The following is a 12,849-nucleotide window of genomic DNA, read 5'->3' as shown; positions in this document are numbered from 1 at the left end:
CCCGAACCCCCGTCCGGTGGTCGCGAGGCAGGATACCTGCTCGCGCCTTGGTCTCGAGGAGACCGGTGTTACTTCTTGACCTCGATGTCGTAGTACAGCGGCACCGAGTTCCAGCCGAACTTGACGTTCGACACGTTGTCCGCGTTCCAGACACCGGTCACGTTGGAGTACCAGAGCGGGATCTCGGGCAGGTCCTGGAACAGGAGTTCCTGTGCCTGGTCGAAGGACTTGTTGCCCTCTTCGACCGTCGCAGCCGAACGGCCCTTGGCGAGCAGCTCGTTGTACTCCTTGGAGTCGTACCGCGAGTAGTTGTTCGACGAGCCCTCACCCATGGTCGGGCCGAGGAAGTTGTACAGCGACGGGTAGTCGGCCTGCCAACCGGTGCGGCTGCCGCCCGTGAGCTTGTCGTTCGTCTGCAGGTCCAGGGCTTCCTGGAACGTCGGGATCGCGTTGCCCTCGGCCTTGATGCCGAGCGTGTTCGAGATCGAGTTCGTGACCGCGGTCACCCAGGCCTCGTGGCCACCATCGGCGTTGTACGTGATGGTGAGCGTGTCGTCGTACTTCGAGATCTTGTCGGCCTCGGCCCAGAGCTTCTTGGCCTCGGACTCGTTGTAGTCCAGGACGTCCGAACCCTCGAGGTCGTCGTTCCAGCCGGCGATCACCGGGGAGGTGAAGTCCTTGGCCGGGGTGCGGGTGCCGTCGAAGATCTTGTCGGTGATCTGCTTGCGGTTGATCGCCATCGAGACGGCCTCGCGACGCAGCTTGCCCTCTTCACCCTTCCAGTGGTCGAGGTAGTAGGGCAGGTAGATCGCCTGGAAGATCGCGGCGGCCTGGTTGACGTTCGAGTCCGGGAAGTCGGACTTGTAGGTCTTGAACGCGCTGTCCGGCACGGCGTCGAGGACGTCGAGGTTGCCGCCCTGGGCGTCGGAGTACGCGGTGTCCTGCGAGGCGTAGAACGTGATCGTGAGACCACCGTTCTTCGGCTTGCGCTTGCCCTCGTAGTCCTTGTTGGCGACGAGCTTGATGGACTGGTTGTGGGTCCAGGCCTTCTTGCCGTCGAGCTTGTACGGACCGTTGCCGATCGGGTTCTCACCGAACGCCTTGGTGTCGTCGTAGAACGCCGACGGGAGCGGCACGAACGCCGAGTAGCCGAGCGACAGCGGGAAGTCGGACTGCGCCGACTTCAGCGTGACGGTGAACTCGTCGTCGTCCACGACCTTGAGGCCGGTGAGCTCGGAGTCCTTGTCGGCGTCGTAGCCCTCGATGTTCTCGAAGAAGTAGCTGGCGCCCTGGGCGTTCGACTTCTGGGCTGCCCAGTTCCACGCCTTGGTGAACGACTCGGCCGTGACCTTCTCGCCGTTGGTGAAGGTGTAGTTCGTGTTGAGCGTGATGTCGAAGGTCTTCGAGTCATCGGTCTTGATGCTCTTCGCGACCTCGTTGACCGGCTTGCCGTCGGCGTCGTACGAGACGAGGCCTTCGAAGAGCGAGTCGATGATCTTGCCGCCACCGGTCTCGGTGGTGTTCGACGGGATCAGCGGGTTCTGCGGCTCGCTGCCGTTCGTGGTGACGATCCCGGACGCGTTCGCCGAGCCCGAGTCACCGCCGTTCGACGAGCTGTTGCTGGAGCAGGCGGTCAGGGCGAGTGCTGTGGCCCCGAGCACGGCGAGGGCTGAGAGCCCGGCGCGCTTCTTGATCAAGGTTCCTCCTGGTGCATGGGACGCGCAAGGGCACAGCGGTGTCACCCGGGCGCGTTTGACCTTTGCAGCGTAGGCAAGGTGAACAGCGGCGTCCAAACCCAGGGGCGAACGGTTACACGCCGGTAACCAAGTTGCACGATCCTTGCGAGAGGATGCAACATTCGCGCGCGTGCCGGTGAGGGGTGCGTTTTTGTTGCATCCGCATGAAATCCATTGCACTCCGTCACACTTCTGTGCAAGTCGGGGGACGGGCGAGCATCACTCAGGGGTACGGCTGAGGGGGTGCGTCGAGCGGTCAGGACCTGCCGTGGGTGGCGCGCCGAGTGGTCACGAACTGTCGGTGGGAGCGGGTCCGGACGACGGTTCGTGACCGCTCGGCGGAACTGAGCGGGGTGTCTTGACCGCCCGGCCGGACGCCCGGAGGCCCGGACGTGAAGACGCCCGGAGGCCCGGAGGGCCGGAGGCGCGGACGCCCGGACGCCCGGACGCCCGGACGCGACCGTGCCCCGCCCGGCGGACCGGACGGGGCACGAAGCGCTCGGCGACCAAGCCGGCAGCGACGACGGGGAGTCGGCGCCGGGGCGTCGGCCCCGGTCGGATCAGGCGAACGCCTCGATCGGCGGGCAGGCACACACCAGGTTGCGGTCCCCGTACGCCTGGTCGATGCGACGCACCGGCGGCCAGTACTTGCGGCCGCTAATGCCCGGCAACGGGTAGACGGCCTGCTCGCGGGTGTAGGCGTGCGCCCACTCCCCCGAGATCACCGACGAGGCGGTGTGCGGCGCGTGCACCAGCGGGTTGTCGTCCGCAGGCCACTCCCCGCGCTCCACCGCTGCGGCCTCGGCCCGGATCGCGAGCATGGCGTCGACGAAGCGGTCGAGCTCGGCGAGGTCCTCGCTCTCGGTCGGCTCGACCATGAGCGTGCCCGCCACCGGGAACGACATCGTCGGCGCGTGGAACCCGTAGTCGACCAGGCGCTTCGCGACGTCGTCGACCGTGATGCCGGTGGTGTCGCGCAGCGGGCGGAGGTCGAGGATGCACTCGTGCGCGACGAGTCCGTCGTCGCCCGTGTACAGCACCGGGAAGGCGTCACGCAGACGAGCCGCGATGTAGTTCGCCCCGAGGACCGCGGCCTCGGTCGCACGGGTGAGGCCCTCGAGCCCCATCATCCGGACGTACGTCCACGTGATGGGCAGGATGCTCGGGCTGCCGTACGGAGCAGCACTGACCGGGCCACCGGCGTGCGCCAGCCGGTCGTCCGCCTCGGCGACGGTCGCACCGGAGCGCCGGTCGGCCTGCTGCGCGAACGAGTGCCCGGGCAGGAACGGTGCCAGGTGCGCCTTCGCGGCGACGGGTCCCACGCCGGGGCCGCCACCACCGTGCGGGATGCAGAAGGTCTTGTGCAGGTTGAGGTGCGACACGTCGCCGCCGAAGTCCCCGAAGCGGGCGTGGCCGAGCAGCGCGTTGAGGTTCGCGCCGTCGACGTAGACCTGGCCGCCGGCGTCGTGCACGGCGTCGCAGATCTCGCGGATGTCGTGCTCGTAGACGCCGTGCGTGGACGGGTACGTGATCATCAGGGCCGCGAGGGTGTCGGCGTGGGCGGCGACACGGGCCCGGAGGTCCTCGAGGTCGACGTTGCCGTTCTCGTCGCAGGCCACGACGACGACCTTCATGCCTGCGAGCACCGCGGACGCCGCGTTCGTGCCGTGGGCGCTCGACGGGATCAGGCAGACCGTGCGCTCGCTGTCGCCGTTGGCCTGGTGGTACCCGCGGATGGCCAGCAGGCCGGCGAGTTCGCCCTGGCTGCCGGCGTTCGGCTGCAGGGAGACGGTGTCGTAGCCGGTGACCTCGGCGAGCCACGATTCGAGGTCGCCGATCATGTAGAGGTACCCCTCGACGTCGTCGCGCGGTGCGAACGGGTGGATGTTCGCGAACTCCGGCCAGGTCACGGCGGCCATCTCGGTCGCCGCGTTGAGCTTCATGGTGCAGCTGCCGAGCGGGATCATGCCGCGGTCGAGCGCGTAGTCCTTGTCGGACAGGTGCTTGAGGTACCGCATCATGCGCGTCTCGCTGCGGTGTGCGCTGAACACGGGGTGCGTCAGGTAGTCGCTCTCACGCTGCAGTGCGGCCGGGAGGCCCGTGGCCGCGTCGCGCACGGCGGTCTCGGTCGCGGGGACGGTGACGTCCACCGCCCCGAGCACGCCCGCCAGCGCCACGACGTCGTCGGGCGTGGTCGTCTCGTCGACGGACAGCTGGAACGTGTCGGCGTCCACGACGTGCAGCAGGTAGCCGGCGTCCTGCGCTGCCGCGACGATCGCCTCGGCGCGACCGACGGCCCGCAGGGTGAGCGTGTCGAAGAAAACGTCGTGCACGACCTCGACCCCGGCGTCACGCGCCACGGCGGCGAGTGCACCGGCGGTCCGGGCGACCCGTCCGGCGATGAACCGCAGACCCTCGGGCCCGTGGTAGACCGCGTACATCGAGGCCATCACGGCGAGCAGGACCTGCGCGGTGCAGATGTTGCTCGTCGCCTTCTCGCGGCGGATGTGCTGCTCGCGGGTCTGCAGGCTGAGGCGGTATGCCATCTGGCCGTCGGCGTCGAAGGACACCCCGACCAGGCGACCGGGGAGCTGGCGCTCGAGGCCGGCGCGCACCGCGAGGTAGCCGGCGTGCGGGCCACCGAAGCCGAGCGGGACGCCGAAGCGCTGGCTCGTCCCGACGGCCACGTCGGCGCCGAGGTCGCCGGGGCTGGCGAGCAGGGTCATCGCGAGCAGGTCGGCCGCGACGACGGCGATGCCGCCACCGGCGTGGACCCGCGCGATGACGGACGACGGGTCGACGATGCGGCCCGAGGCGCCCGGGTACTGCACGATGACACCGAACGCACCGTCGAGCTGGTCGTCGCTCGGGCCGTCGGCAGCGTCGAACGCGCGCAGCGTGATGCCCACGGCGTCGGCACGGTGGTCGAGCAGCGCACGGGTCTGCGGCAGCAGGTCGGCGTCGACGAGGAACGCGTCGCCCTTGACCTTGGACGCGCGGCGGGCGAGGAGCATGCCCTCGACCACGGCGGTGCCCTCGTCGAGCATCGAGGCGCCGGCGGTGGCCATGCCGGTCAGGTCGGACACCATCGTCTGGAAGTTGATGAGTGCTTCGAGGCGGCCCTGCGAGATCTCCGGCTGGTAGGGCGTGTACGCCGTGTACCAGCTCGGGTTCTCGAGCACGTTCCGCTGGATCACCGCGGGCGTGTGGGAGCCGTGGTAGCCGAGGCCGATCATGGCGCGGCGGACGGTGTTGCGGCCGGCCTTGGCGCGGAGCTCGGCGAGCGCCTCGGTCTCGCCGACGGCGGCCGGGATCACCGAGTCGGCGACGGGGCCGACGTGGATGGACTCCGGGATCGCCGCACGGACCAGGGCGTCGAGCGACGGCTGCCCGACGACGTCGAGCATGGCCTGCTGGTCGGCCGGGGTGGTGCCGATGTGGCGGTCGGCGAAGGACGTCTGGAGGTTCTCGAACGCGGTCATGCGATGGAGGCCCGGTACGCGTCGTGGTCCATCAGGTCCTCGGGGAACGAGGTGCCGTCGACCTTGATCTTCACGAGCCAGCCGGCACCGAACGGGTCCTGGTTGACCGTGTCGGGGGTGTCGACGACGGCGTCGTTGACCTCGACGACCTCGCCCTCGATCGGGGCGAAGAGCTCGCCGACGCTCTTGGTCGACTCGATCTCGCCGATCTGCGCACCGGCGGTGGTGGCGGTGCCGACGGCGGGGAGCTCGACGTAGACGACGTCACCGAGCTGCTCGGCGGCGTGGTCGGTGATGCCGACGGTGACGGTGTCGCCCTCGACGAGCAGCCACTCGTGGTCGGCCGTGTACTGGAGTGCGGTCTGGTCGGTCATGGGGTCAGCCTTTCGAGGCGCGGCGGTAGAAGGGGAACGCGGAGACCGTGCTGGGGACGGCAGTCCCGCGGACGTCGATGTGGAGGACCTGTGCCCCGTCCGACACGGCGGCGAGCGCGGCCGGGTCGACGAAGGCCATCGCGACCGGGTGGCCGAGCGTCGGCGAGAGCGCGCCCGAGGTCACGGTGCCGACGACCGTGCCGTCGAGCACGACGTCGTAGCCGGCTCGGGGAGCACGGCGTCCCTCGGTCACCAGGCCGACGAGCACGCGGGCGTCCGCGGACGGGGTGACGCCGGCCGCACCGACGAAGTCGCCGTCCTTGGCGACGACGCGGCCGAGGCCTGCCTGGGCCGGGCGGACGTCGGTGCCGAGCTCGTGCCCGTACAGGGGCATGCCGGCCTCGAGCCGCAGGGTGTCGCGTGCGGCGAGGCCTGCGGGGACGACCCCGCGGTCGGCACCGGCCTCGAGCAGGGCGTCCCAGAGCACCGGGGCGGTGTCCGGGTCGGTGTAGACCTCGAAGCCGTCCTCGCCGGTGTACCCGGTGCGCGCGACGAGCACGTCGGCACCGTCGAACAATGCGTGCAGCACCCGGTAGTAGCCGAGTTCGTCGAGCGGGGTCTCGGGCTGCAGGCGGTCGGCGACGACGAGGGCGTCGAGCGTGCCGGCCGCCGCCGGTCCCTGCACGGCGACGAGGGCCGTGGTGTCGGAGTCGTCGGAGACCTCGATGTCGAACCCGTCGGCCCGGGCGGTGAGCGCGCTGACGGCCACATCGCGGTTGGAGGCGTTCGCGACGACGAGGAAGACGTCGTCGTCGGTCCGGTACACGACGAGGTCGTCGAGGATCCCGCCGTCCTCGGCGAGCAGCAGCGAGTACTTGGCGCGGCCGATCGGCATGGCGCCGAAGGACCCGGCCAGCGCGTGGTCGAGGAAGGCGACGGCGTCGGTGCCGGTCACCCCGATCTCGGCCATGTGCGACAGGTCGAAGACCCCTGCGGCCTCGCGCACGGCGTGGTGCTCGGCGAGGTCCGACGAGTAGCGCACGGGCATGCGGTACCCGGCGAAGTCGGTGAAGGTCGCACCGGCGGCCTCGTGCACGGCTTCGAGCGGCGACGAACGCTGACCTGGCGTGGGCAGTGGGGACGGACTCATGGCGGAGTTCTCCTGGCATCGGCAGGGCCCGGCGACGATCGCCGGGTGGAACTCCCCCTCTGTCATGGGCCTGAGAGTTTCACCGCGGCCCGTGAGGTCCGGCGGCTTTCACCGTGGGCGAGACGACCGAGCGTCTGCTTTTCAGAGTGGCCTGTCCGCTGCGGTGTGGGACCTGAGAGATTGACGGGGGGATTGCTCCTTCGGTGCCGTGCGTGTGCCCGAGGGCACGACGTACCCGGAGGTACGTGCACGGCGTCTCCCGCGACGGATGAGCGGCCGGTGTGTTCAGTTGTCCGCCCAGAGCATACCGAGACCGCGTTACGAGCGTGTGTCGTGGCCCCGGCCTTCGACATCTCGTAGAATGCGGGGATGGCCGGACAACGATCGCGCCCCCGCGGGCAGCTGGAGCAGGCGGTGCTCGACGCACTCCGCTCCGCCGACGCAGGTCTCACCGCACGCCAGGTGCTCGACGCGTTCCCGGAGCCCCGCCCCGCGCTGACGACCGTCCTCACCGTGCTCGACCGGCTCGGCCGCAAGGGCCAGGTGGAACGGGAACAGCACGACGACGCTCCCCTGACGTTCCGCGCCGTGCACAGTCGCGACGAGCAGACCGCGTCGCTGATGTCGAGCGCGCTCGCCGCGTCCTCCGACCGCGAGGCCGCACTGCTGCAGTTCACCGGCTCGCTCGCCTCGGACGACCTCGAGGCCCTGCGCCGCGCCCTCGACGCCCGCGCCCGCTCCTGACCGGCTGCGCACCGTGGTCGTCGCCGGCATCGCGCTCATCGTCCTCGCACTCGCGGTGGTGGTGTTCGCGCCCCGGGTCCTGACCCGTTCCGCCTGGACGATCGACCTGCCCCGCACCGCGCTGGTCTGCTGGTCGGTCGCGGTCCTGCTCGGCGTCGTCGGCTTCGTGGTCGGCATCACCCTCGTGGTGCTCGCGGACCGTCCGGTCACCGAGCTGTTCGGCGGGGACGGCTCCCCCACGCACGGCTTCAACGTCGGCGTCGCGCTGCTCGGGGTCGTCGCGTTCGTCGTCGCGGTCCGGGTGCGCCCCGGCCCGGAACACGAGGCCGTCCGGCAGGCGATGCGTTCCGGTGTCGCCCCGCACCGCGAGATCGACGGCACCCCCGTCGCCGTCGTCGAGGCCGACCACGCACTGGCGTGCGCCGTGCCGGGGCGGAGCGGTGGCGTCCTCGTCAGCACCGGCTTGGCAGACCGGTTGCGCACCGACGAACTGGAGGCCGTGGTCGCCCACGAACGCGCCCACCTGACCCAGCACCACGCGGCTGCGGTCGCGGTCGCCGAATCGATCGAACGTGCGGTCCCGTGGGTGCCCGGTGCGCGCGCCATGGCGCGGTCGACGCGTGTGCTCGTGGAGTTCGCCGCGGACGACGCGGCGGCCCGTCGCGTCGGACGCGATGCCCTGCGCCGGGCGGTGCTGGTGGCGGACGGGAGCAGCGCGCTCGGAGCGATCCGTGCCTCCAGGCTGTCCTGAACGGGACGATCCGAGACTGCGCCGTCGCCCACACGGCTGTCGTGACGCACCACGTGTCGGGGGCGAGGCATATGGTGATCGGACCGTGAAGCCTTTGACCGAAGCCGACATCCGATCGTCGTTCGTGAACGCCACCCCCGACGAACTCGCACAGCTGCCCATCCCGGGCCTGCACGAGACGCTCTGGGACGAACGCGAGTTCCTGGGCTGGCGCGACCCGCAGGCCGCCCGCCGCGGGTACATCGTGTCCTGGATCGACGAGCGCCCCGTGGGCATCGTCGTCCGGTCCGCCGGTGGCTCGCTGCGCCCCGGCATCGCCGCGATGTGCTCGTTCTGCCACTCGCCGCAGCCCGCGACCCAGGTCCGGCTGTTCTCCGCCGCGCGTGCCGGTGAGTCCGGGCGCAACGGCAACACGATCGGCACGTACATCTGCGAAGACCTCGGGTGCCCGATGCTGATCCGCACCGCGCCCCCGCACCTGAACCCGCCGGCGACCATCGCGATGCGTGGTGCCTCCCTGCTGCAGCGCGTGCAGAACTTCACCGCGGACATCACCAAGACGGCGTGAGCCGGTTCGGCACCGCCCGCTGGGCCGTGGTCGAGGAACTCGGCGACGGCCGGTGGCGGCTGACCCTGCGGGACGAGGCCGACGACGAACTCGGCGCCTTCGGCCTGGGCGTCGAGGGGCCGTGGGACCCCGACGTCGAGCCGCACGTCGGGTTCGTGCTGGTCCAGCTCGGCTTGACGCTGCGCGGCGCTCGGCCGTGGCGCATCGACGAACTCGGTGACCACCGGGCGCCCGTCCTGTCGCTCGGCTGAGCGAGGATGCCCGACCGGCGTCCGCTCGCGCAGCCGGTCCGCTCGGTCAGTCCGCGGCGACGAAGTTGCGCAGGATCTCTCGATCGTCGTCGGCGCGCATCGCCCAGGCGAGCTCGCTGCGGTGGTCGCTGCCCTCGAGGGGCAGGAGCGCCACGGTGTCGGGTGCGGCGAGCGCGGCGCTCTCCGGCACCACCGTGACACCGAGGCCCACCCCGACCAGGTGGAGCACGGTCGCCCACGTCGTGGCCTCCTGCACGATGACGGGACGGCGGCCACCGGCGGTGACCGGTGCGAGGTTGCGCTCGGTCGCCAGGGCCCCCGCGACCGCCGGGAAGAACACGAACGGCTCGTCGACCAGTTCGGTGCCGCGAATGCGATCCCGATCCGCCAACCGGTGGCCGCGCGGGACAGCGGCGACGAAGGCCTCGGACCGGAACGGCAGCAGCCGCACGGCGGGGTCCGGGTCGGCATCGCGGACGACGGCGAGGTCGAGCTCGCCGCGGACGATCCGGGCGAGCAGGGTCGACGAGTACCCCTCGGTCAGTTCCACCCGGACCAGCGGGTAGCGCTCCCGGAACGCCTGCACGCGTTCGATCGGACCGAGGGGCAGCGCGGAGACGACGAACCCGACGTCGAGCCGCCCGACCTCGCCCCGACCGACCCGCACCGTCTCGTCGAGGTCCCGTCGCACCTGCCCGAGCAGCGATCGCGCACGCCCCTGCAGCACCCGGCCGGCTGCGGTCAGGGCCACACTGCGGCTGGTCCGGACGAACAGGTCGACCCCGAGCGCGCGTTCGGTCCGCCGGATCTGCTGGGACAGCGCGGGCTGGGCGATCCGCAGCTGCTCGGCAGCACGGCCGAAGTGCAGCTCGTCGGCGACGGCCAGGAACGCCCGCAGCTGCCGGAGGTCGACGTCCGGTTCTCGATCCATGCACACAGGGTATCGATCAGCGCGAACGAGTATTGGACGTGACTGCATCACCGCCCGAGGATGGTTGCATGCCCGAAGCGACTTCCACCGTCACCATCGCCGACCTCGCCACCCCCGCGGACGCCGAGGCGTTCCGCACGCTCAACGAGGCGTGGATCACCCGGTACTTCACCCTCGAGGACGAGGACCGCGTGTTCCTCTCCGACCCCGTCGGCCGCGTCGTGGACCAGGGTGGAGCCGTCCTGGTCGCCCGGCTCGACGACCAGGTCATCGGGTGCATCGGGGTCGTGCCCACCACCCCCGGAGTGTTCGAGCTCGTGAAGATGGCCGTCTCCCCCGACCACCAGGGGCACGGCACCGGGCGGAAGCTCATCACCGCCGCGCTCGACCGGGCACGCGAACTCGGTGCACACCGCATCGACCTGGAGAGCAACGCGCAGCTCACCAGCGCCGTGCACCTGTACGAGGCGTTCGGCTTCCGGCACCTGCGCGAGGACGAGGTCGCCCCGAGCCCGTACGTGCGGGCCGACGTGCACATGACCCTCGACCTGCACTGACGTTCGACCTGCACTGACGGCGGCCCCGTCCCGGTCCCGGTACGCTCGCGGCATGGCGACGTACGAGGTGCAGGCGGTCCGCGAGGCCGGCGCGTGGCAGGTCTTCATCGACGGCTTCATGGTGACCGAGGTGTCCCGGTGGCCGTCCGTCGGGTTCGTGGCCCGCGAGCTCCTCGCGATGGACCGTGACGACGACCTGCGCATCCGCGTCGTCGGCCGCAACCAGTACGTGGCCTGATCGCAGCGGAGCTCGATGACCCGGGCGGTCAGCGAGCGGCGGCGACCAGCTGTTGTGCTCGCTGGTGCGAGACGTGCAGCAGCGGTCCGATCTCACGCACCGTGAGCCCGCACTCGTGCAGCACCAGCGCCGCGGCGGCGGTCTCCTTCGCTGCCTCGACGCGTGCGCGCTCGGACTCCTCGCGGAGGGCGACCGCACGGTCCAGGTGCGCCTGCGCCGCTTCGGGCATCGCCACCTCGACGACGAGTTCGAAGGACTCCGGATCGCGGTCGTCGTTCATCAACGAGAGCCAGTCGCGAGCCATCAGCTCGATCTCTCGTTCGCGCTTCGCCTGCGTCCGGATGACGCCGTCGATCCAGATCACCCAGTACTTCTTGCCGCGCTCCGCGCGCACCGTGTGTCGGCTCATCGTCGCCCATCTCCTCTTCGGTCGCAGTCACGGAGGATGCCGCGCGCCGTCATCTCCTCCACCTCTCGGTGCCTCGGAACGACGACCGTGTTCCGACCGAAGCGGAACAGGTCGTGTCTCCCGCCGTGGCGGTGGAACACGAACTCGACGTCGTTCTCGTCAGCCTTCCGAGCGAGCCGGCGGAGCAACTCCGTGCGCTTCACCGTAGCTGGCCAACTGTGACTAGGCAATCCTGCCTATCTCGATTGGACACTGTCGGATCGGATCTCTGCATGCACCGACCGTGGCGGTCCGCGGAGCGCGATCCAGGAGACTCAACGCGGATCTGTGAACAGATTTCAGCCAGGGCGAGTTGTGGAAGACGAGCCTTCCAGCCGCGTCGCCGGCACGCGCCGGTCAGGCGCGGGTCAGGAGCAGGTCAGGCGACGTGCCAGACCAGCCCCTCCTGCGCGCTCGACGGGTACGCCGAGGCGATCCGGAACACGGCCTCGCGCAGGGTCTCCGGTGAGCACGCCAGGTTGAGCCGGACGAACCCGCGCCCCTCGGACCCGAACCCCAGCCCGGAGTTGAGCGCGACGTACGCGTGCTCCCGCAGCGGTACCGCGGGGTCGTCGCCGAGGCCGATGCCGCGGAAGTCGAGCCACGCCAGGTACCCGGCGCGCGGCCTCGTGTAGACGACCCCGGGCAGGTGCTCGGCGAGCAGCTTGGCGAGCAGTCGGTCGTTCGCCACGATGCGCGCCACGACGTCGTCGAGCCAGTCCGTCGCCAGGGTGAACGCCGCCAGGTTCGCGTGCAGCCCGAGGATGCTCGTGCGGCAGGCGACCTCCTCCCACAGGGTGTCGAGGAGCGCGGCGGTCCGGGGATCGCCGGCAACGATGACCGAGCACTTCACACCGGCGAGGTTCCACCCCTTGCTCGCCGAGGTCACGCACACGCTGCGGGCACCGAGCGGCTCGGCGACGGCGGCGAACGGGGTGAACTGCACGCCGGGGTGGGTCAGGGGCGCGTGGATCTCGTCGCTGATGACGAGGACGTCGTACTTCGCGGCCAGTTCGGCGATCGCGACGAGGTCGGCCCGGTCGTGGACCAGTCCGACGGGGTTGTGCGGGTTGCAGAGCAGGAACACGCCGACCCCGTCGGCGAACGCCCGCTCCAGGCCCTCGAGGTCGAGCCGGTACTGCCCCCACTGCTCGAGTAGCGGGACCTCCTCGACCTGACATCGGGCCTCTTCGACGAGCTCGAAGAACGGCGGGTACACCGGCGGCGTGATCGCGACGCGCCCGCCGTCGGGCAGCGCGAGCCGCAGCGACTCGACGATCCCGACGCTGACGTCGGTGGCCAGGTGGATCCGCGACGGGTCGATCTCCCAGTCCCAGCGGTCCAGCGCGAACTGCGCGAAGGCCGGAGCGAGCGGCCCGGGGCCGTCGAGGTACCCGAGGTCGGACTGCGAGACCCGCTCGATCAGGGCCTGCCGGATCGCCGGGGCGACGTCGTGGTCCATCTCGGCGACGAACAGGGGCAGCACGTCGGGCGCGTACCGCGTCCACTTGATGCTCGTCCGGACCCCGCGGAGCGTACCGACCGGGTCCTGCTCGTCGCTCGCCATGCGTCCCAGCATGCCCCTGCCAGGAGGCCCGGCGCGACTCCGGACGTCATCC

At 70.6% G+C, this 12,849-nt stretch carries 14 protein-coding genes and 1 riboswitch; of the genes, 6 read left to right on the top strand and 8 right to left on the bottom strand.

Annotation, left to right across the window (positions count from 1 at the left end):
• Positions 1 to 68 precede the first annotated feature (68 nt).
• The 4 genes from ABRP24_RS08240 to gcvT all read right to left on the bottom strand — a co-directional run bounded on the left by ABRP24_RS08240 (position 69) and on the right by gcvT (position 6,742).
• The gene (locus tag ABRP24_RS08240; protein ID WP_027464552.1) at positions 69 to 1,697 is read right to left on the bottom strand and encodes an ABC transporter substrate-binding protein; all 1,629 of its coding nucleotides are present in this window, start codon (positions 1,695 to 1,697) and stop codon (positions 69 to 71) included.
• A 599-nt stretch (positions 1,698 to 2,296) separates the two neighbouring features.
• On the bottom strand, positions 2,297 to 5,218 hold the full coding sequence (gene gcvP, locus ABRP24_RS08235) for an aminomethyl-transferring glycine dehydrogenase (protein WP_349848084.1): 2,922 nt from the start codon (positions 5,216 to 5,218) through the stop codon (positions 2,297 to 2,299).
• Positions 5,215 to 5,592: a glycine cleavage system protein GcvH gene (gene gcvH / locus ABRP24_RS08230; protein ID WP_027464550.1), complete on the bottom strand. Its 378-nt coding sequence runs from the start codon at positions 5,590 to 5,592 to the stop codon at positions 5,215 to 5,217. Before gcvH ends, gcvP begins: the two co-directional genes overlap by 4 nt.
• Positions 5,593 to 5,596: 4 nt before the next feature.
• Positions 5,597 to 6,742: a glycine cleavage system aminomethyltransferase GcvT gene (gene gcvT, locus ABRP24_RS08225; protein ID WP_214524190.1), complete on the bottom strand. Its 1,146-nt coding sequence runs from the start codon at positions 6,740 to 6,742 to the stop codon at positions 5,597 to 5,599.
• 151 nt (positions 6,743 to 6,893) lie between these two features.
• A riboswitch (glycine riboswitch) is annotated at positions 6,894 to 7,014 on the bottom strand.
• A 97-nt stretch (positions 7,015 to 7,111) separates the two neighbouring features.
• On the opposite strand from gcvT, the gene ABRP24_RS08220 reads away from it, so the two are divergent.
• From ABRP24_RS08220 to ABRP24_RS08205, 4 genes are all read left to right on the top strand, one after another.
• Entirely contained in the window at positions 7,112 to 7,486 is a 375-nt protein-coding gene (locus tag ABRP24_RS08220; RefSeq protein ID WP_027464548.1) for a BlaI/MecI/CopY family transcriptional regulator, read from the top strand.
• 13 nt (positions 7,487 to 7,499) lie between these two features.
• Positions 7,500 to 8,237: a M48 family metalloprotease gene (locus tag ABRP24_RS08215; protein WP_027464547.1), complete on the top strand. Its 738-nt coding sequence runs from the start codon at positions 7,500 to 7,502 to the stop codon at positions 8,235 to 8,237.
• 85 nt (positions 8,238 to 8,322) lie between these two features.
• A complete protein-coding gene (locus ABRP24_RS08210) occupies positions 8,323 to 8,805 on the top strand; it encodes an FBP domain-containing protein (RefSeq protein ID WP_027464546.1) in 483 nt (160 codons plus the stop codon).
• The gene (locus ABRP24_RS08205) at positions 8,802 to 9,056 is read left to right on the top strand and encodes a hypothetical protein (protein WP_017887084.1); all 255 of its coding nucleotides are present in this window, start codon (positions 8,802 to 8,804) and stop codon (positions 9,054 to 9,056) included. The genes ABRP24_RS08210 and ABRP24_RS08205 overlap by 4 nt, the downstream gene beginning before the upstream one ends.
• A 46-nt stretch (positions 9,057 to 9,102) precedes the next feature.
• Here the strand turns inward: ABRP24_RS08205 and ABRP24_RS08200 are convergent, their stop codons facing one another.
• The gene (locus ABRP24_RS08200) at positions 9,103 to 9,987 is read right to left on the bottom strand and encodes a LysR substrate-binding domain-containing protein (protein WP_071404180.1); all 885 of its coding nucleotides are present in this window, start codon (positions 9,985 to 9,987) and stop codon (positions 9,103 to 9,105) included.
• 68 nt (positions 9,988 to 10,055) lie between these two features.
• Between ABRP24_RS08200 and ABRP24_RS08195 the strand changes: the two genes are divergently transcribed.
• Both ABRP24_RS08195 and ABRP24_RS08190 read left to right on the top strand, forming a co-directional pair.
• The gene (locus ABRP24_RS08195) at positions 10,056 to 10,544 is read left to right on the top strand and encodes a GNAT family N-acetyltransferase (RefSeq protein WP_176708318.1); all 489 of its coding nucleotides are present in this window, start codon (positions 10,056 to 10,058) and stop codon (positions 10,542 to 10,544) included.
• A 52-nt stretch (positions 10,545 to 10,596) separates the two neighbouring features.
• Entirely contained in the window at positions 10,597 to 10,782 is a 186-nt protein-coding gene (locus tag ABRP24_RS08190) for a hypothetical protein (protein ID WP_017887087.1), read from the top strand.
• A 28-nt stretch (positions 10,783 to 10,810) separates the two neighbouring features.
• Here ABRP24_RS08190 and ABRP24_RS08185 read toward each other — a convergent pair whose 3' ends face one another.
• The 3 genes from ABRP24_RS08185 to ABRP24_RS08175 form a co-directional block, all read right to left on the bottom strand.
• A complete protein-coding gene (locus ABRP24_RS08185; RefSeq protein WP_035807565.1) occupies positions 10,811 to 11,191 on the bottom strand; it encodes a hypothetical protein in 381 nt (126 codons plus the stop codon).
• Positions 11,188 to 11,394, bottom strand: coding sequence for a hypothetical protein (locus ABRP24_RS08180; RefSeq protein WP_232749676.1), 207 nt, complete (start codon positions 11,392 to 11,394; stop codon positions 11,188 to 11,190). The genes ABRP24_RS08185 and ABRP24_RS08180 overlap by 4 nt, the downstream gene beginning before the upstream one ends.
• Before the next feature lie 215 nt (positions 11,395 to 11,609).
• On the bottom strand, positions 11,610 to 12,797 hold the full coding sequence (locus ABRP24_RS08175) for a MalY/PatB family protein (RefSeq protein WP_232536598.1): 1,188 nt from the start codon (positions 12,795 to 12,797) through the stop codon (positions 11,610 to 11,612).
• Positions 12,798 to 12,849 lie beyond the last annotated feature (52 nt).

It is taken from the genome of Curtobacterium sp. WHRI 8282 (assembly GCF_040223925.2).
Lineage (GTDB): Bacteria > Actinomycetota > Actinomycetes > Actinomycetales > Microbacteriaceae > Curtobacterium > Curtobacterium flaccumfaciens.
This window is presented reverse-complemented; position numbering and strand designations above follow the sequence as displayed.

Excerpts from the sequence above, each read along its gene's own strand:
- gcvP (WP_349848084.1), bottom strand. The coding sequence starts at position 5,218 with ATGACCGCGTTCGAGAACCTCCAGACGTCCTTCGCCGACCGCCACATC.
- ABRP24_RS08195 (WP_176708318.1), top strand. The coding sequence starts at position 10,056 with ATGCCCGAAGCGACTTCCACCGTCACCATCGCCGACCTCGCCACCCCC.
- ABRP24_RS08220 (WP_027464548.1), top strand. The coding sequence starts at position 7,112 with ATGGCCGGACAACGATCGCGCCCCCGCGGGCAGCTGGAGCAGGCGGTG.
- ABRP24_RS08185 (WP_035807565.1), bottom strand. The coding sequence starts at position 11,191 with ATGAGCCGACACACGGTGCGCGCGGAGCGCGGCAAGAAGTACTGGGTG.
- ABRP24_RS08200 (WP_071404180.1), bottom strand. The coding sequence starts at position 9,987 with ATGGATCGAGAACCGGACGTCGACCTCCGGCAGCTGCGGGCGTTCCTG.
- gcvT (WP_214524190.1), bottom strand. The coding sequence starts at position 6,742 with ATGAGTCCGTCCCCACTGCCCACGCCAGGTCAGCGTTCGTCGCCGCTC.
- ABRP24_RS08190 (WP_017887087.1), top strand. The coding sequence starts at position 10,597 with ATGGCGACGTACGAGGTGCAGGCGGTCCGCGAGGCCGGCGCGTGGCAG.
- gcvH (WP_027464550.1), bottom strand. The coding sequence starts at position 5,592 with ATGACCGACCAGACCGCACTCCAGTACACGGCCGACCACGAGTGGCTG.
- ABRP24_RS08175 (WP_232536598.1), bottom strand. The coding sequence starts at position 12,797 with ATGGCGAGCGACGAGCAGGACCCGGTCGGTACGCTCCGCGGGGTCCGG.